Origin of the sequence: Vibrio cortegadensis (assembly GCF_024347395.1) — a bacterium.
Classification (GTDB): domain Bacteria; phylum Pseudomonadota; class Gammaproteobacteria; order Enterobacterales; family Vibrionaceae; genus Vibrio; species Vibrio cortegadensis.
This window is the reverse complement of sequence record NZ_AP025473.1, coordinates 615,077-634,110: the sequence shown is the minus strand read 5'-3', so window position 1 is coordinate 634,110 and position 19,034 is coordinate 615,077. Positions and strand designations below refer to the sequence as shown.

The window sequence follows — 19,034 nt, the reverse complement described above, 5'->3', positions numbered from 1 at the left end:
CAAGCATTTGATCTCATCAAAACAGATCAGAAGGCTGACTTCAGATAGACACCAACCTCTCTTAGTTGAGCTTTTAGATCCAAAATCTGAATATGAGCCAGTACAATATTAACTAAATTAAATATAGCTACCGAAAACATCATTCCAGCAACATAACCTGACCATGTTTGTTGCTCTGGGTGGTACATGGTATTAAATGACATCACAAAAAATATAAGGCTAGATAAACCCAACATATATTCATTGCAGTTGTAATGGTATGAATTAGTTGCGTAGTCATACTTGATCGTCACCTTCCCACCAGCTCGACCCAGCTTTAGGTTGATAGCACTTCCAACTATTTCATAATCAATATCATTCTTAGCAATGACGTCTTCCACTCTCTCAAGCATAATTTATTCCTTTCATATCCCGTAAAGGGTCTGCTTTTGTTTACCCAAATGATCTGATCGTAAATTTCTAATACACCATTAGCCTTTCACACCAATACCATCGCTTTAAGCTTTGCCGCAGTCACTAAATTTGCTCACAACCAATAGCTGTTTACGATTGATACAGAAAGACTTACTACACTTTTACGATCACAGATCTCGCTATAAAATCATGAATAGCGCGTTGTTTTGCGTTGGAAAGCATCGATAGTATTTCTATAGCCCCCCACGTAAGTGTTACAAGACCAATGAAGTGTGGTAATGGTTGAGTTCCTAGGCTCTCTGGGCTTTGCCCGTTAAAGGCTATTTGAGTATAAAAATAAAAAGAGAATGGCAACATTATTAGAGGTGCAATATCTCTCATCAGTGATTGTCGAAAAGTTAATATTCTCTCCTCTGAGAGATCGAGAACTTTTATTTTCAAAATCCACTTCCCAACCGTTTGTCCAAATAGTGCGTGCAGTATGACGTAATAAGCGACCCCAAGAGTCGAATAAAATATCCCCCAAAATAGAACCCCAAATGGATTAGCGCCTGACGAGAGAATGTAATCACCAATCCATTCAAACGGTAGAAGTACAAGCCCATCGATAAAAAATGCAAATGTTCTTCGCCAAAAATTCGAATATCTGTCCATGATCTCAGCTTAACTTTTACTTTCGATTATTGAAGCTACTCTCAAGAGTTTCTGCTTTGGTTTTCTGCGAGTCTTGATACGCCTCAAATGCATCGCCGTTATTGCGGCCACTAAAATGAAGAAAGCCGTGGACTAACATCGTAAAAAAGGCAATCACAATGACAAAAATAGGGGCTAAACCTAATTGGTTAACATTGAGTGAAAGTAGCCCAAGAACAAAAATGACAGCGGAAACAATCGCAATGGATTTGCTACGTGATGAGGACTTCATAAGTAACCTGATGTATAAAAATTAAGCTACCAAGGGTACTTACCATCACTTACGCATTCTATGAAATGGACCACAAAAAAGAAAAGCAAGTGCAACATATAGATCTCACTTATATCTTGCCGCACTTACATTGACGTGGCTCGACATTTTTTCGACATCGATGGAAATACTCTATTTGTACTGAATTTATCTGTTTTCATGAGAAGAGTATTGTATGAATAAAAAAATGATATCCCTAAGTGTATTACTTGGCCTAACCTCATTTGGTGCAACAGCAAACAACATCGACGCACATGAAAAATTCCGTGGTGAACAATCACTAGAGGCAGATCAGTCTAAGTGGTTCCGCGAGCTAAGAATGGATAATTGGAACACAATCGTACCTGAGCAAGAAATTCGGAGCATTCTCGATAAAATCGACTCTGGTGAAACACTGCGCGATTTTAAAAACACCAACGAAGCTGGTCACTGGACTTATGAGTTCACTCAAGCAGCAGACGTTTTTGCAAAATCAGCAAGCGACTATGACTCATACCGCAAAGCATCAATGATGTATTTGATTGCATCATACCCAAACCATCTAACTGACCACGAGCATAACGCAATTGAACGCTCTCTAGAAATGTACCTTAAAGCAGAGTCATTGAGTAAAACTATTGATATCGAGCGTGTAGAAATGCCACTTGCTGACGGTGGTACTATCACAGGTCTTTTACATGTTCCAAAGGGTGCGAAAAAACCTGGCGTCATTCTTTACACTGGTGGCGTGGATAAAATCCTAACAGAACATCGCGAATCAATTGACGGCTTGCTAAAACAAGGCTTTGCTGTTCTAACTTTTGATATTCCTGGTGGCGGTTTAAATAACAACATCATTATTGAACTTGGTAAAGAAGATCAAGCTCACCAAGCCGCTCTAGCCTATGTGAAATCAAACTCAAAGCTAGACAGCAGTAATGTTGGTGCTCTAAGTTCATCTGGTGGCGGTGTTCCACTACTGACATTCATTCTTAATACACCTGAGCTAAAAGCAGGCGTGGCACGTTGTGCAGTGGTAACGGACGTTCTTACTGATACACAAGTATTCCACCATGCTCCATTAATGTCATCGATGTCTTACGGTTACCGAGTTGGAGTTAAAGATGTCAGCAATCTTGACTCTTATGGCGAATGGACGATTCCGCTAGCTCTTAAGACGAAAGGCTTCAAAACCAATGAAACAGATGTTCCTGTATTGGCAATCAACACCAAAGATGACATGGTCAACCCGCCAGAAGAAATGAAATATACTGCGGGGCTTTCAACAAAAGGCGAAGTGGCATACTACGGTAACTCTGGACACTGCCCTGATGGCCCAGAAGCAGAGCAAGCTATCATTAGCTTCTTTGACAAATACATGTAATTAATTCACACGTATAACGCTAGCTAGCAAAAGCCCAAAGACTTAACTCTTTGGGCTTCTTTCTATGTCACATAAATAACAGGAAAACATCGATATATAAGCCAAGTTAATGTCGAACGGGTTTATGAGAGGTGATTTGTGAGGGTAAACCTTTACCTTCAAGGCTAAAAGGGTATATACCTAACATTATATTATTAAAAAATGGACATTTCATGACGGTCAAAGAAGTCCTTCAAATCGGCAATGTCCGCTACTTCCTCATGTTTCGATGCAGCTACTTTGCGCGTTTTTACTATCCTGTATTCACCTTACTCTATTTAGATTACGGGCTAACCCTATCTCAATTTGCGATGCTTAATGTAGTTTGGGCTGCCACCATCGTACTTGCTGAGGTGCCATCAGGGGCATTTGCCGATACTTTAGGGCGCAAAAAGCTCGTGGTTCTATCTTCGATTGTCATGTTTATCGAAATCGCGATGATTGCCTTTGTGCCGACTGGAAACCCCAACTTGGTATTCATTGTATTTTTAGTCAACCGAGTATTAAGTGGCTTAGCAATGGCGCTGGCAAGCGGTGCCGATGAAGCGCTAGCTTACGACACATTAAAAGAGCAAGGTAAAGAGGAGGCGTGGCCGCAAGTCTTACAGATCCAAATTCGCATCGCTTCGACTGTCGGTATTTTTGTTACCTTATTAGGGGCAGCAATGTATGACGTGAACTTTATGGCGACCGTCTACTCGTTTCTTGGATTAAACGAGCCAGAAAAGACTCAAGACATCATGCGTATACCTGTTTACGCCACCCTCTTTGTTGCAATGCTCGCCTTTTATGCTGCGATCAATATGAAAGAAGACAACAAAACACTGCCAATACATCACAGCAAATTAGCGACCACCATCGCCAGCCTTAAATTAACGCTAAATACGGGGAAATGGGTACTTTCCACACCGTATGTGCTGTTCATATTGCTCTACTACAGTTTATTCGAACACACATCGCGGATGTTTTTAACCATGAACAGCCAATACTATCGCGCCATTGATATACCCATTATCTATTTCGGTCTTATTGGAGCGGGGATCAGTGTGCTACAAATAGTACTAGCAGGACAAAGCCGTAAGTTAGCTGAGCGGATGGACCCAAAAACGTTTATCTTTGTCATGGGTTTAGCAACGATGGTAACCTATTATTGCATAAGTTTAGGGTGGTCGATTTACGGGGTAATACCTGCATTAGTGCTAATTTTTATCATCATGACAATGAACATTTTTATTAGTTACCATCTTAATAAAAAGACCGAGTCAAACAACAGAGCAACCGTTCTAAGCTTCAAAGGGTTAATGTTTAATCTTGGATACGGTTCTATAGGTATTTTGTACGCCTACTACTACAAATTGCTGTCTCAGAACTACACCGAACAAGAGATGGAACAAAACCTTGATTTCTTAGCTTCACTGTCTTCGTTCTTCTACTACTTCACCTTTTTGTTTGTTTCGATCAGCACTCTGTTCTATTTCAAAAACAAGAAAGAACCGATATTTCAAGAATCTAGCGATAACTAATCCGAATTTAAGGCGAGCATCTTTGACACTGAAAGATATAAACCGGAAAACGCATAGAACTAATAAACACATATTCTTATTACTCCACTACATCTATTAATTATCCCATTAGTGACTTGGTTGAACGACGGCAGTCTGGCATTATGCGCCCAAGAAATCTGTGGTTATTACACGGTACAAAATGAACGAAGGTAGTCAGTGGTAGAAAACAGCCAACAATTAAGTCACCGTTACGATGAACACGGTTACTTTGTTATCAGAAATTATTTCGATGAAGCTCAAATTGCATCACTTAGAGATGTTGTACTGAAATTTCATGAAGCATGGAAAGCAGACAACGAAGAGTTCTATCAAGAAGAAGCATTTAACTCCTCTTTAATTACGGGTAGCGAATACTTACCCACCGACGATAGAACCGTATTGTTTGACTTCATCAGCTCAAAAAAAGTGATGGACATAGTCGATGCGGTGCTACCAAACAACCCTGCTTTTATGAACACTCAACTGTTCTTCAACCCTATGAACCCACAACAAAAAGACTTCTGGCATCGTGACTGTCAGTACGACTACGACATTGATGACCAAATGAACGTCATCATGGAAACCCAAGTATTGCACCTTCGTGTGCCCTTATTTGATGAACTCGGTATGGAGCTTATCCCTGGTACGCACAAACGCTGGGACAACGAAGAAGAGTTCAATGTTCGCCAAGAAGTGAATGGTAAAGTGAGCAGCGACAGCATCTCTAGCGGTAAGCCGATACCGTTAGCCGCAGGAGACTTGCTGGTATTTTCAGCGGATATGATCCACCGAGGTCGATACGGGTTAGATCGATTGGCATTGGATATTTTAATCTTTGATTCGGCGGCAGACTATGTCGACTACGTTGATGATGATTGCTTGCCAACTCCAGCAATCCTGAGCAATATTGCCGACCCAAGACTGTTTATGAACACCTTACACCTGAAATCGACAAGCACGACCTGATGCTGACGGCAAACATGGGTAGCTCCATCATATTTCTCTGAATTTTTGATCGAATAAACTCAACCAAATATGAATGATCTCAAAAATGGAATACCCTTACGTTTTTCGATTTACTTGGTGCTGTTCTATCTTTTTTCATTTCGAAAGAAGTAATCGGATAGAAAATCTATAAAGGAACGAATACTTTGTGGTTGGTGATCTACATCTTTATAAATTAGATACATAGGCAATTTAAAAGGCTGATACTGATCCAATATTATTTTTAGCTCATTTGATTTTAGTTCTTTTTCTACCATCCACTTAGGCATTCCAGTCACACCCTGGCCAAGTTTTGCCATCTTCACTAACATTTCGGGATTGTCACTTCTAATTCGCTCATGCACTTTTATTCTTAGCTCTTCTTTTCCATCATAAAATCGCCACAAGTTTGATGGGTTAGATAGGGCATAGGTAAGGCACTTATGCTGCTCCAAATCCCTTGCTTTCATAATTGGCGGATGGCTCGCTAAATAATCGACTGACGCAAAATAGACAAGCTCATTGTCCATCAGCCACTTAGCTTTTAACCCCGAATCTTTGAGATAACTTGCTCGAATTGCAATATCAATCTCATCTTCAACCAAATTAACTAACTTATCTGATACCGACACATCAACGGTTAAATTAGGGTTCAAATTCATAAACTCGTTGAGTGGTGAAGAAAGCAAACGCACGCTAAATGCACTAGGTACTGATAGTTTCAATTTACCCGATACAATAGTTTGTTCTTGCCTTAACTGAGATTCAAATGTACTCAACTCTTCAGTCAGCTTTATCGCTAACTTCAAATATTGTTTCCCACCGTTTGTAAGGCTGATTGCACGAGAATGACGGTGGAATAATGTGATACCAATCTCTTTCTCTAACCAAGCTATCTTCTTGCTCACAGCGCTTTGAGTGATATTTAGTTCATTTGCAGCAGCCGTAAATGTTCCATGAAAAGCAACGCGGGTAAAAACAGTTAAGCATTGAATTTTATCCATATGCATTCCTATTTAGAATCATAATAAGTCAAATAGTAGTCTACTTATGATGATTTAGGAATGCTTAAATAGCCATATCAAATTAATAAGGAGATAAACTTATATGTCGATTATTCAAGGGTTGCTGATTACATTTTTTTTGTTTGCAAGTTCCATTAAAATATTTGGATGGATCAAGCCCGTATTTGAACCTCAATTAGCCTTCTTTCATAAGTATGGCCTTAACCGAGCTTTAATGGTTGCCGTTGGGGTAATTGAAGCTATCGGTGCAATAGGAATGCTCGTAGGAATGATTACGGAAGAGTCGTTGCTAAATTCTCTAGGTGCAGGGTTAATTGCGTTAACTTCTGTGGGAGCAATGTACTTCCATTTCAAATTTGATACTTGGAAAGAAGCCATTCCTTCAATGTTAACACTACTACTTTCTCTGCTGCTGCTTTCGTCGTTACTAGAAATGCTGATTAGCCGTTAGTGAAAAAAATTAAATATCAGGCAACAAGACGCCTAACTTTATCCTACTAATAAACCCTGAGATTGATGAATGGATCCTTCTTACATCCTCAACCAGGGTAAGATCTCTCGCCGCCATAGGCTCAATGGTCAATCTACGTTCTTTCTCAAGGTTACTAGGGAAAATATAAATAGCTTACAACCCTATCGACCCCAAAAATTAATTAATTCTTGCTCTCTCAATTTAAGATTTTTAATTCACCAATCGCTCCATTCTCGACTCAATACATTAGCACTTCCTTAAAAATCAACAAATTGATTATTTTTCATACCAGAATCACACATTCATTCATTTTATAAAGTCAACAATATAAAACAGAGTAATATCCTCGTGACAATCAATCCAATAGGTTGATTTATATCTACTTTTAAACAAAAGGATATAACATGAGCAACATTTCTAGTTCCTTCCTCGGCTTAAGTTTATTGATGGCTTCCAGTTCAATATGCTATGCATCGAACCTTGATCAAACCGATCCAATTGCAGATTTAATTCAGTCATCGACACCATACTTTCAACCACAATGTCATTTATACGGCGTTGAAAAAAGTGTTCCCACTGGCTGTAATTACTACCTCTTAAACTTGAGTGACATAGCCAAGGAAGAGAGAAAAACATTCACGTCTGAGTTATTAGGGCTTGGTGTTGATAGCCAGTACGTATTGGTGACTAAACCAAGTGAGATTGAAAAAAGGGGTATATATCTTCTTGATGATCTTGATCCTGAATATCTCGCATCTAACTTAATGACTGAACTCAATAAGCGAAGCCGTAGTAAGAGGTCTGCATCCCAAGATAGTGGCAATGTGATGGAATTTATTGTCCACCGTCGCTTCAATGTTGAAAGAAAAGGCAAAGGGAATGTCACGTTAAAATACAAAGTTCGCTACTACAGCAAGTCCCCATTTTATGCTCGTTCTGGCGACAAAGATAAGTATGTAGAAATCGTATTGGCGGAAGGCTCTGGTGTTGATATGGGGATGGCAGATAGCTGGTCTGATATTTACCGTCGCTGGAATCATAATAGTAATACAAACTATGTCTACAACGAATATCTTGATGCTATTGATGTCAATATTAAGATTAATGACCCTACCAAGCTGTTATCAGGTCAGATTTATCTCAACGATCTCTACCCACGAATGCAAGATCAAGTGGAGTCAAAAATCGAGAAAGAAACAAGTACTAGCATTAAAGTTGGTTTAGGGTTCTCTCCTAAAATACCAATCAAAGATATTGAATATAAGTTTACGGATAAATACAGCATCACCAATAAAAAACAGTTTGGCCTAGTGACTAAAACCAATAAAGACGGCTACAACATTAAATATGTAAATAATAAATATGGGTCGTCATTGGATCCTGAACATGGTTTCTGCAATTTAGGCACCGCAGATGGCTGGTGCTGGGACTACGATGAACGTCGAGGTAACCCTTGGAATTTTGATAATCTAAGAGAAAATAACTCTTTGGCTATTAGCGGATTACGTCCTGATTTTGTAGCAAAAGTGGCAGCGAAAGAAGACACAAATGGCTCATCTGATATTGTTGTCAAAACCACTGTAGATAGCCTCGCTCTATTTGGTCATAACCGTTGGATTATTGGTCGTCGTTACGCATCGGGTAGCCAATTATGGAATAGTAATACAGGAAGTGACTCTGACTGGGATACTGGTCGTGACTTTGAAAAGCTGACTTATTCAGATCAATTTTCTGTAACCGTTGATTGGAATAGTCCGTGGTTCTTAGGGGCTGACGCCGTAACCATTAAATCCACTTACTTAAGCCAAGAGAACGCGCAATGTTTGACGGTGGTAACCAATAAGTCGTTACAGTTTAAAGATTGTATCGATGGCTCTAAATCTCAATCCTTTATTTATGATCAAGAGAAAAGATACCGTAGCGTCGCCAATATCGACCAATGCTTAGAAACGGCAGATGGCCAATTAACGCTGAGTTCCGATTGTCAAGATGACTTTGCTCGAAATACTCAGATCTGGTACTGGCAAGAGCCTAACGGGTTTGCTAATGATGTTCTGTACACAGTGAATAATAACAGGACGATCAATTCAATCGATGCTTCAACAGAAGTACCTAGCGTTATTACGCTCGACGACACAGAGAATATGCCTGAAAGCGTACTTTACACCAGTCGTTTCACGGATTTTAGTTCTATTAAGCCATAATATTTTTTAGATTATTAAACCAAATAAAACCGCTCACTTATTATATGCGTGAGCGGTTTATAGTAGTTATCTAGGTCGCGTCTCAGGTTTAACAGTATTGCTTTCTAACATCAAATCGCCACACACATCGGTGTATTTGAAATAGGGTCACGGAACACTCAAGCTTTGAGATCGAAAACATGGCTAAGTAGTGTTTCTGTCAGCACCTCTTCTGGTGGACCTTCGGTGACGAGACGCCCAACAGTGCCGAATGTCGGGCTTCACCTTTTAGTGATGAACAGATCGCAGATTCGACTGCAATAGTGACTTAAAGACTACGAAGATTTGGCCAAATAGCAGCGGTTCACTTCCAAGAAAGTTTCAATAAATTCGCCCACCGTTTTCCATTCCGAATCAAGGCCATCAATGACTAAATCATAACCTTCAATTTCTGAATTTTTCCCGTTGATTCCCATCGTATCTGGTAATTCATGACACAAAGTCAAGTAGGCCACTAAGCCACGATCCGACATCCCACCATTACCATTTTTATCACAGAATAATCGCCCATTCGTCGCTTCAGAATCATCATCGAGTGAATAATAAAGCCTATCAAGATCCTCATAGATATTGGTCGTGCCTGAGATCGAGAGCGTCGGTATATCAAAAGTGTATCTAAAGAATTCTTGAATATGATCAAGTAACGTTGAATACGTTTGAGGCATAGATAGATCTAAAGTTGGGCACCGCTGTTTATTCTTTCCTTGCTGTTCTTCTGATAAATTTTCATCGTCAAGCGACACAACTTGTTCAGGCTTTTTAAACTTAAAATACATTCTATTACTGTCAGGTGAGTTGTCATAAAGCGCGAGCATTATTGCCGTTTCTGAAATTGTCTCTCGCCATGCCAGTTTTTCTAACCACTCTACAGGTAGGGCATCCAAACCGTAATGTGCACCCGCTATCTGTCCGTATATAGCCGCTGTAGTATCGGCATCATCACCAAGGTTAGCAGCTAGCAACGCACCTTCAGCAAAAGAATTGGTCTGTAAAAAACACCAAACCGCTGCTTGTAAAGAGTCAACCACATAACCTCGCCCAAAAATTTCATCGCGTGTTGTTTCAGCATCGGCTGCTTTTTCGATCGCTCTACGTAATTTATTACTCCCCTTCCCTCGTTGTTCATCAATAGGAAAAGTAGCGAGTACATTATCAATCAATGCACTCTTATCTAGCTCATTGAAAATAATCAAATTCAATAAATAAGCGAGTATTTTACAAGCTTCAACACACTGCTCTTCACCATGAGTCGTTAATGAGCTTTGTACTGCCAGCGATTGAATTTGATCAGGAGTATGTCCTTTATGCTGAGAATAGAAAATAACGATAGGAGCAAGGCGCATGATACTGCCATTTCCTGCTGAGTATTCATTGGTTAACCCAGATTCAGGGTTATGGGTTTTCTCATAAGCTCTTAGCGATTCAGACACGGTATTACCAATATCAAAACATCGGCCAGTCGGCGAATTGTACCCAGTGTCACGCCAACGAATATAGCGCTCAACTTGATCTTTTGCATTGTGTCCTTGGCAAGAAAGCAATGAATCAGCTAAGCAGAGCGCCATTGATGTATCATCCGTCCATTGACCAGCTTGAAGGTTAAACGGCCCTCCACCGCAAAGATCGGTAATGGGTTCAAAAGTATCTTTAGGCTGAAATTCAAGCGTTGTTCCTAAAGCGTCTCCCAATGCTAACCCTAGTAATGCCCCTTGCGCCCTTGAAAAAAAATCAATATGAGATGACAAATCTACGCTCTCCGTAATCAAATTTACTGCATGAACTGATACTAAACGATCTCCTTACAGAGTAATATGTTGTAATAGTATACATATCAAAATAACGAACAAAATCACGATATCATGGATTCAAAACCAACAATTCAGACTCATTGAGCTTATTGCTTATTGGGAAGGTCGACTCACCACAAACCATCCATGACACATCTCGCTAAAACATTCTGTGGTACGATCCAGTGACTGACTCAAGATAGATATTGAAATGAAAAGAAAACGAATCACACAAAATAAAGCCAAACTATCGCAGAGGCAAAGACAGGCTAAAAAAAATAGCCACCCGGCCAATTTGTACATGAGTACTCGAATGTCGCTGGTATTAGATGTTTTTACCTACATGGAAGAGTGCTTCAATAAATCGAGAGCAGAAGAAACACACAATATGAATGACGATACGCTCCAAGATAGCTTTGAAATCGCGTTCTCAGAACCATTAACTCAACCTGACATGATCATTGCGATCCACCAAGATCTACAATATTGGCAGGAGAGCGAAGAAGACTCTTCAAGCTACACACTCCTGCTAGAAACTCAATCGAGAATAGAGCGACTTTTTCCGTTTGTCAGAAGCGCAGAACCACTTAAAACCATCGACCTTGAGTGGTGTGTTTGGGAACAGATCTGCGCGGTGACACAAGACTATTCACTTAGAAGTTGTGGCACTTCGATCTATAAAAGGCCGGAAGCCGTAGCACCAGTAATGAGTGCAAATGAGCAAGTCATCCATGACCGCCAAGTCGCAGATTTTTTTAACAAGGCCGGTATCAAGCTAGATGAATAACGGTTGAAACAGAGTCATCGAGATTGAACCTACTCTAGGTAAATGGATGACATATGCTCATGCTATGAAGCAAACCGACCACAATAAACAAGACACCGAATTTAGAACAGGTAATAAAATGAACAAAATAGATTTCGTTAGTAAATTAAAAGAAGTGCTAACCAAAGGTGGGTCTCTCAATGGTAACGGCGATCTATGGACCCAAGAAAATTTCAATAATTTGAAAGCGGCGACGCTAGGTTCTCCCGATGAGGATAAAAACAAATCCTTTTCAGACAAAATTAAAACTCAGCTTGACGGGAAAGCTCCATCACTTCATCTACTCATGGTTGAAATACTGACTATCTATTACTTTATCCCAACCAGTATTAGCTGCTCTACAAAATCTAGCAATATAAATTATTTGATCTCTCTCATCCCAGATAGCCAGAATTTTGATTTTTCGTTTAGCATTGAATGTTTGGATTTCTACGGGATTGCGAGTGGTGGAATGGGATATAACACTAATAAATTTAGAGAGGTTTTCTATCCTATTACCGTATTTTCTAAGTGGTTCGACTTTAGTGAAACAGAACGAGAGCGCTTACTACAAGAAACTAATCATGCAGAATTTCAATATTTGATCGACAACCTTGATGAGTTAGAAGGAAGAACACCTCAATCTCGCCACGCACTACTGCACCTCTTATTCTCAAATCAATACGAGCCAATCATTAGCCAAGGCGAGAAAACTAAATTAGTGAACGCTTTTGAAGGGCTAATAGAGAATTCGGACATGATTAAAAATGCCGATGTAGACCAAAAAATACGCATGATTAAAACAAATCTTGCCGAAATCAGAGGCAAAGAGGTCAATTTCTATGATGAAGATCTTAAAAAGTTTTGGCTGCAAGGTTCATCTTCAAATAAAGACAATCCAGATTCATCATTGTTGGAATATAAAAAACAGATCGTTTTGTATGGGCCTCCAGGAACAAGTAAAACCTACAGAGCAAAAGAGTTAGCGAAAGAGATGATCAACCATCAGCTAGCGAAATCACTTGGTAGTCATCTATTCAAAGAAGAAGGACAAGCTAAATTAAAGATTGCCCATGAAAATAATATACATCGCTTACAACTGCATCCAGCCTATAGCTATGAAGACTTTGTTCGTGGTATGCACTTTCAAGGCGGCAACACTGTATATAAAAAGGGCTATCTATTAAACCTGATAGACAAGATGAAGTCTGAACCTGAACTTCCTCACGTTCTGATTTTAGACGAAATAAACCGAGTCGACCTCAGCCGATTATTTGGTGAATGCTTTAGCGCTCTTGAAAATAGAGGTGAGGCGATCGACTTAATCGGTAACACTGACACTGAACCAATGACATTAACAATCCCAGCCAACCTCTATGTCATTGGCACCATGAACCTTATAGATCACTCAGTCGAGCAACTAGATTTTGCACTCAGAAGACGTTTTCTATGGATTGAAGCCACATACTGCCCAGAAGCGCTATTTGATATTTGCCAAAATAATTGGACTAAATTCGTTCAAGGTAAAATATCTAAAGAGTTCAGTGCGGTAGAAGATGACTTTATTAAATTAGTCGAAGCTGCCAACAATTTGAATGACGAAATATCTAATGAAAGTGAATTAGGTGAAGATTTTAAACTCGGCCACGTTTTCTTTATCGATAGCGTGATCTTCTTACAAGAAGCATTAATGTCGCAACCAAAGAAAACAACCTATCTATTTAGAGAAAGCGGCTGGTATGAACCCATCACAAAACTTTGGAACTACTCATTAGAACCATTATTAAAAGAGTATCTTTCAGGCATAGATAAGGAAAGCAAAAAGCAAGTATTAGCTCGTCTTAAAAAATCATTTAACCCTAATAAGGGTAACTAATGCTGAAGGATTGTAGTCAAATTGATATTAATCAGTTCGCTAAAACTTACTTTGGTGGAACTGCAAAAAATAAAATTGACCAAGCGATAAATTGGTTGCAGAGACTTGGTGATTATAATCTAAACAACAACGACGTATTACGTTATACCAATGCATCTCGTGAAATGGAGCCGATTGTTTACTGTGATGGCAAAGGCACATGGTGGACGGGAAGATATGTGGGAGCCATATTTTTCGATGGGATAAATCTTGATATTGCTCCGCGCTTTCCCTTTTCTTTTTTTATCGATAATTTTCCTATCAATAACTTTATCCCCATTGATACGAAAAAATCGATAAAACAGGAAAAAAGCATGGAGGGAACAGTACTAGAACTGATGCTCGCCATTCAATGGGTTAACCTTTTAGTCAACGCATCTAAACATGCCTTGCCCGTGGTTCAAAAAAAGAAAACCCATATAAAATCAGCCATTGTTGGAAGATTAGATGTTCGAGCCACTCTCAAGCAAAGAGTGGTCGATGGATCCAAGGTTGTGTCGACTTCTTTTTCTAAAGATATCAATAACCCGATTACGCAGGTCATTGTTCTAGCCTACTATGAGATTCAAAAATGGTTTCCATCACACGATGTTATGCACTGGATGCCCGAGGTCACTGCGGCGCGTTTGCAAAAGATGATTGATGCCACACCTCGCCGCACCAAAGCCCCCAATCATCAAGAGATAAAATCCGCGAAGTTAATGCCAATTGCAAGAGAGTATCGCTCGGTTGCCCGTCTCAGCAAAGATGTGTTAAATCGTAAGAATCTATCAGAGCATCAAAGTCACTCGACAAATAAAACGATGCTAATAGACGTTGCAGAGCTATGGGAAGCTTATGTATTTAACGTACTTAAGCAAGTTACCCCAGAGAACCTGAACGTAAAAAATGGCACCTCTGCTAGTCAGAATTATTTGCTTAAGTCTGAAGAAAAAACCCTTGGAAAGTTGATACCTGACTATCTAATTTTAGACCGTAATAAATCACAGAATGATGACGATGCACTAATCGTCGCTGATGCAAAATATAAACGAATTGGCGACGCACCTTGGATGAGTCCGAAGCGGGATGATCTTTATCAAATGTCGGCATACCTTAATAATTTCACACACGCAAACAGTGGCTTCCTTTTCTACCCTAAATGGGATGATGACCTTAGCGAAATCGTTAAACAAAACCCTTGGCAATTTAACAATGGCAAAGAGTTAAGCTTTATCCAACTCCCCATACATCTGGATGATGCCATTACGTTCCTTAACAAAAACGCCATTACCCCTTCAACTCATACACAGAATTAAAGACCTGATAACAAAGGTATTTCTAAAAACTGGAGCGTTTTATCACTCCAGTTTGCCATTCACTGGCATCGACAACCCAGTAATGTCAGAAATAGGAAAAGTTGTCCAAATATCCTCACTGGCGCACATCATTTCTACTCAATTTATGAATACTACCCCTATCAGCAAACTAGATAAAAAGTGCAAATTTCGCTCATTGTTTGTAAAAAAAACCAATGACCGATTTGCTTATAGTTTGATACCGAGATTCTGGCAAAATTGCCGATAATTAACAGAAATGAACAGGAGCTTAACCAATGAACATGATGCTATTTAGCAACGGTAAAATTCCGGGCGACCAACAGATTTTACAATACGGCCTTGAATGGATTCGCGCTGCCGTCGAGCGCACGCAAGCTAAAAAGTTACTTTTCATTCCATACGCAATGATTCGCGGAAACTACGATGATCGTGTAACGGCACTACAAGACATTTTAGGCCCAATGGGATGCGAAGTGACTGGGATCCATCAAGCGGATGATCCTGTGAAAGCGATAGAAGAAGCCGATGGTATCGTCGTCAGTGGCGGCAATACTTGGGTACTAAACAAAATGCTTCATGACTTGGGTTTAGTTCGTCCAATTCGTCAAGCCGTTCTTAACCACAACAAGCTCTACATTGGCTGGAGTGCTGGTACTAACATTGCAACCCCTACCATTCGCACAACGAACGACATGCCAATCGTCAGCGCTGCCATTCTGCCTTCGTTAAACCTTGTTCCTTTCCAGATCAACCCGCATTACATTGAAGCGAATATTTCTGGTCACATGGGCGAAACTCGTGATGAGCGTATTGAAGAGTTTTTAGCGATTAACCAGCATGAAATTGTGGTGGGTATTCCTGAAGGCACAATGCTACAAGTGATTGGCGATAAGCTGACATACCACAGCGCAACCGATGCGCCACTAAAACTGTTCAAGCATCAGCAAGAAGCAGAGTACTACCATGAACATGATGAATTTGAATTCTTAATGTCCCATGGTTGCTAACCTGCCTCTCTAGCATAAACATATACGTATTGGCATAGCGAAACACGCTATGCCTTTTTATATGGTGGTGTCTATTTACTCGCGTCTTCTTTCTCGCTTTCACGCTGTAAACTTTGCTTAAAAACCTCTTTAATCATCACGTATCGTTCAGGCAGTTGACGATTACGTTTTTGTACCAAATACAGAGTCTCCAATACGGTTTCAGACGGGGTATGCACATGCAGGAAGTGTCTTTCTGCAAACATTTCAACCGCACTCTGTGGCAGTACAGTAAATCCAATCCCTTGAGAAATGGGCAGTAATATTTGGCCAATTTGGTTGATATAACTCACTACAGGAAAGCTATCACTATTAAGCGCAGCCAATTTCTTATCGCCACAAAGATCAAAATAGAGAGATAAATAGTGCTCTGCATCAGGATGTTTCACTAGACCTAATTGAACCAAAAGCTCTGGGGTAATGGGTAAATCTTGATATTGACGAGGTAGGATTAAGCATAATGGCTCACTCGCGAATTTTTTAGATTGAAATAGGCTCGGAGTGGGAATATGCGTGACAACACCTAAATCAATACTGCCACTTTGAATGTCATCCAAGATCTTATGGTTGGGTGCCGCTTCGATATGTGCCGTCAACTCAGGGTACTGTTTTTGTAACGATATCAGCTGTGGGTACATCAATAGCGCCAAAGCACCAGAACAGGCCAAACGACACTCTCCTGATTGAGGGTCATCAAAGCTCAGACTTTCAAGAAGTTCCAGCTCGCGCAGAGACTGAGTCAGTGCGTAGTCATACACCTGTTGCCCTTGCTCGGTCAGCTCAAAACTCTTCCCTTCTCGCTTTAAAAGTTCATGTCCACATGCCAGCTCTAACTTTTTGATATGTTGGCTTACTCCGGGCTGAGTCATATACAATTTTTCAGCTGTCTGAGTAAAATGCCCCACTTCAACCAGAACCTTAAACGTTTCCAACCATTGTGGATTTAATGCTGCCATGCTTTTCTCTCCCAACCGTGATCTTTCGAGCATTCAATATCAGGAGAGATAATAACAAAAAATTATCATTAGGCGAAAGGTTGATATTTTTAAATTATAAATAAGGATTTATGAATAGACATTATTCATATTAAAAAAGAGAAGAGATCAACTTTACATTAAAAATCCAAACGTGAAGATGACCCCTTTCTAATAACAACACCGATGGGTTTAGCGTAAATAACTCTTTTCAAATGAATCAGCAGTAACAGGCTTGCCGTAAAGGTAGCCTTGTCCATAATCGCACTCTTCAAATTTAATGAAATCATCTTGGGCTTGTGTTTCTACCCCTTCGGCGATGACGTGCATATCCAACTTTTTACCAATGGCGATGATCGCTTTAGAAAGCTCTCTATCTTGCTCATTTTTTTCTATATTAGTGATAAAGCAGCGGTCAATTTTAAGGGTATTAAAAGAATATTTTTGTAAGTAACTTAAAGATGAATACCCCGTCCCAAAATCATCCAAAGACACTCTAACACCCAGTTGCTGCAGCTTCTTGATCGTACGCTGCGCAATATGCTCATCTTGCAATAAAATGCCTTCAGTAATCTCAAGCTCCAACGCCGATGCGGGTAATTGGTACAAAGTTAAAAGATCGGCAACATGTTCAGCAAAGCTCGAGCACCTAAATTGAACCGGAGAGATATTAATCGCGATTCGAAAATCGCCCGGTTGTAGGACATACCATTTTGCAGCTTGGGAAATCGCAGTATGTAAGACAAAGTTACCGATCTCATTGATCTGTCCATTGTGCTCGGCAAGGCTGATAAATTGATCCGGCGGTACATTTCCTAAAATTGGGCTATTCCAACGCAATAGGGCTTCCGCACCGATCACTTTGTTATCCTTGAGGCAGAAGAGAGGCTGGTAGTTAAGGCTCAACTCTCGATTTTTAAGTGCATCGACTAAATTAGATTCCAGGTGATATCGCTGCTCAATATTTAACTGAGTTTGCTTCGTAAAGAATGTGTATTGAGAACCATCAACCTTACTGATATCCATCGCCGCTCCCGCTTTCTGTATCAATTCAGCTGCGTTATCAGAATCTGACGGTGACTGCGCTATCCCCATGCAGCAAGGAATCGTGATGGTAAATTCGTCGATCGTAAACGGGTGATTACTGCTAGTTATGATTTGATTAATCAACTGCATTTCATCTGTTGTATCACTCTTAGGTTGCGCGATAACAAATTCCGCTCCCGCGACTCTGGCAAATAGAGTATCGCTGCTTAGAAAGCGCTGTACACGTTGGCTAAAAAGCTGCAGTAATTTATCGCCAATCACATAACCGTAACTATTATTAATCGACTTAAAATTTCGTAATCCAAAATAGATAATGGTTGTATGTGGTGATATTGAAGCATTTAACTGTTGGGTCAATGAACTCATAAAGCTTAAGCGATTAGGTAAGCCAGTGAGAGCATCGTAGCTTTTATAGTAGTCTACGGAATCTTCAATGACTCTACGGCTCTCAATTTCTTGAATCAACTTTTCACTCAATTTTGCCAGTTCTGAGGTTCTCTGTTGAACATTATTTTCAAGGATTTGATTCAGATATTGCAACTCGGAATGTTGATATAAGCTCGCCAAGTTAGCGTTAATTCCATTTTGAAACCGTTCCAATAACTGTCGGTAAAGTGGGCTGTATTCTCGTTCTTGACTATCTAACATACAAATAGTGCCAAATGGTGTCTTATCTGGCCAAGTTAACGGCAACCCACAGTAAGCGATCATTCCTAGCTTGATGTCAGGGTTATGATCCCAATCCTTATCCTTAAGTGCGTTAGGTATATTCAATTCACTCTGATTCTGAATCACCGTTTCACAGTAAAGGCCATTACCTAGCACCTCACTATCATGCCGGTGGTAAGGGTTACCTTGAGTTCGGCTCGCTGTAAATACTGAAATATCAGTCGCTGTGACTCTCATAATCAGCACCGCAGGACTATCGACAATCTCCGCTAAGAGATCGAGTGTTTGCTGCCAACCATTAAACATCTCATCAGGTACATCTATCTGAGAGGTATTAATATTCAGGTGACCAAATAGGTGCTCATATTGCAGTTTTTTAAGCTCGCTTTTATAGGGCATCGCATAGTGTCCTTGCTATGAGTTC

At 40.1% G+C, this 19,034-nt stretch carries 16 protein-coding genes and 1 pseudogene; 9 read left to right on the top strand and 8 right to left on the bottom strand.

Annotated features, from left to right (window positions below):
- Nucleotides 1-26: 26 nt before the first annotated feature.
- The 3 genes from OCV39_RS17155 to OCV39_RS17145 all read right to left on the bottom strand — a co-directional run bounded on the left by OCV39_RS17155 (nucleotide 27) and on the right by OCV39_RS17145 (nucleotide 1,339).
- On the bottom strand, nucleotides 27-392 hold the full coding sequence (locus tag OCV39_RS17155; RefSeq protein WP_017054751.1) for a hypothetical protein: 366 nt from the start codon (nucleotides 390-392) through the stop codon (nucleotides 27-29).
- A 175-nt stretch (nucleotides 393-567) separates the two neighbouring features.
- Nucleotides 568-1,068: an RDD family protein gene (locus tag OCV39_RS17150; RefSeq protein WP_261890108.1), complete on the bottom strand. Its 501-nt coding sequence runs from the start codon at nucleotides 1,066-1,068 to the stop codon at nucleotides 568-570.
- 16 nt (nucleotides 1,069-1,084) lie between these two features.
- Nucleotides 1,085-1,339: a hypothetical protein gene (locus OCV39_RS17145; protein WP_261890107.1), complete on the bottom strand. Its 255-nt coding sequence runs from the start codon at nucleotides 1,337-1,339 to the stop codon at nucleotides 1,085-1,087.
- A gap of 214 nt (nucleotides 1,340-1,553) precedes the next feature.
- Between OCV39_RS17145 and OCV39_RS17140 the strand changes: the two genes are divergently transcribed.
- The 3 genes from OCV39_RS17140 (at nucleotide 1,554) to OCV39_RS17130 (ending at nucleotide 5,290) form a co-directional block, all read left to right on the top strand.
- Complete coding sequence (locus OCV39_RS17140) at nucleotides 1,554-2,741, top strand: alpha/beta hydrolase (RefSeq protein ID WP_261890106.1); 1,188 nt, start codon at nucleotides 1,554-1,556, stop codon at nucleotides 2,739-2,741.
- Between the two features lie 212 nt (nucleotides 2,742-2,953).
- Nucleotides 2,954-4,303, top strand: coding sequence for an MFS transporter (locus OCV39_RS17135; RefSeq protein WP_171755719.1), 1,350 nt, complete (start codon nucleotides 2,954-2,956; stop codon nucleotides 4,301-4,303).
- 198 nt (nucleotides 4,304-4,501) lie between these two features.
- Complete coding sequence (locus OCV39_RS17130; protein WP_171755718.1) at nucleotides 4,502-5,290, top strand: phytanoyl-CoA dioxygenase family protein; 789 nt, start codon at nucleotides 4,502-4,504, stop codon at nucleotides 5,288-5,290.
- 125 nt (nucleotides 5,291-5,415) lie between these two features.
- On the opposite strand, the gene OCV39_RS17125 is transcribed toward OCV39_RS17130, so the two are convergent.
- The gene (locus tag OCV39_RS17125) at nucleotides 5,416-6,312 is read right to left on the bottom strand and encodes a LysR family transcriptional regulator (protein WP_261890105.1); all 897 of its coding nucleotides are present in this window, start codon (nucleotides 6,310-6,312) and stop codon (nucleotides 5,416-5,418) included.
- A gap of 103 nt (nucleotides 6,313-6,415) precedes the next feature.
- On the opposite strand from OCV39_RS17125, the gene OCV39_RS17120 reads away from it, so the two are divergent.
- Both OCV39_RS17120 and OCV39_RS17115 read left to right on the top strand, forming a co-directional pair.
- On the top strand, nucleotides 6,416-6,784 hold the full coding sequence (locus tag OCV39_RS17120; protein ID WP_113797050.1) for a DoxX family protein: 369 nt from the start codon (nucleotides 6,416-6,418) through the stop codon (nucleotides 6,782-6,784).
- A gap of 425 nt (nucleotides 6,785-7,209) precedes the next feature.
- A complete protein-coding gene (locus OCV39_RS17115; protein ID WP_261890104.1) occupies nucleotides 7,210-9,009 on the top strand; it encodes a hypothetical protein in 1,800 nt (599 codons plus the stop codon).
- Nucleotides 9,010-9,167: 158 nt separating this feature from the next.
- On the opposite strand, the pseudogene OCV39_RS17110 reads toward OCV39_RS17115, so the two are convergent.
- Both OCV39_RS17110 and OCV39_RS17105 read right to left on the bottom strand, forming a co-directional pair.
- A pseudogene (locus OCV39_RS17110) lies at nucleotides 9,168-9,248 on the bottom strand (ferric citrate ABC transporter ATP-binding protein FecE); the annotation flags it as partial.
- Between the two features lie 75 nt (nucleotides 9,249-9,323).
- Entirely contained in the window at nucleotides 9,324-10,793 is a 1,470-nt protein-coding gene (locus OCV39_RS17105) for an ADP-ribosylglycohydrolase family protein (RefSeq protein ID WP_261890103.1), read from the bottom strand.
- A gap of 253 nt (nucleotides 10,794-11,046) precedes the next feature.
- Here OCV39_RS17105 and OCV39_RS17100 point away from each other — a divergent pair, with 253 nt between their 5' ends.
- The 4 genes from OCV39_RS17100 to pepE all read left to right on the top strand — a co-directional run bounded on the left by OCV39_RS17100 (nucleotide 11,047) and on the right by pepE (nucleotide 15,881).
- Complete coding sequence (locus OCV39_RS17100) at nucleotides 11,047-11,622, top strand: hypothetical protein (protein ID WP_261890102.1); 576 nt, start codon at nucleotides 11,047-11,049, stop codon at nucleotides 11,620-11,622.
- A gap of 118 nt (nucleotides 11,623-11,740) precedes the next feature.
- Nucleotides 11,741-13,516 carry an McrB family protein gene (locus OCV39_RS17095; RefSeq protein ID WP_261890101.1) on the top strand — a complete coding sequence of 592 codons (1,776 nt, stop codon included), beginning with the start codon at nucleotides 11,741-11,743 and terminating at the stop codon, nucleotides 13,514-13,516.
- Nucleotides 13,516-14,853 carry an McrC family protein gene (locus OCV39_RS17090; protein WP_261890100.1) on the top strand — a complete coding sequence of 446 codons (1,338 nt, stop codon included), beginning with the start codon at nucleotides 13,516-13,518 and terminating at the stop codon, nucleotides 14,851-14,853. Before OCV39_RS17095 ends, OCV39_RS17090 begins: the two co-directional genes overlap by 1 nt.
- Before the next feature lie 296 nt (nucleotides 14,854-15,149).
- On the top strand, nucleotides 15,150-15,881 hold the full coding sequence (pepE, locus tag OCV39_RS17085; protein ID WP_017054760.1) for a dipeptidase PepE: 732 nt from the start codon (nucleotides 15,150-15,152) through the stop codon (nucleotides 15,879-15,881).
- Between the two features lie 71 nt (nucleotides 15,882-15,952).
- Here the strand turns inward: pepE and OCV39_RS17080 are convergent, their stop codons facing one another.
- Both OCV39_RS17080 and OCV39_RS17075 read right to left on the bottom strand, forming a co-directional pair.
- The gene (locus OCV39_RS17080; RefSeq protein ID WP_017054761.1) at nucleotides 15,953-16,876 is read right to left on the bottom strand and encodes a LysR family transcriptional regulator; all 924 of its coding nucleotides are present in this window, start codon (nucleotides 16,874-16,876) and stop codon (nucleotides 15,953-15,955) included.
- A 210-nt stretch (nucleotides 16,877-17,086) separates the two neighbouring features.
- Entirely contained in the window at nucleotides 17,087-19,009 is a 1,923-nt protein-coding gene (locus OCV39_RS17075) for a sensor domain-containing phosphodiesterase (RefSeq protein WP_261890099.1), read from the bottom strand.
- Between the last annotated feature and the right edge of the window lie 25 nt (nucleotides 19,010-19,034).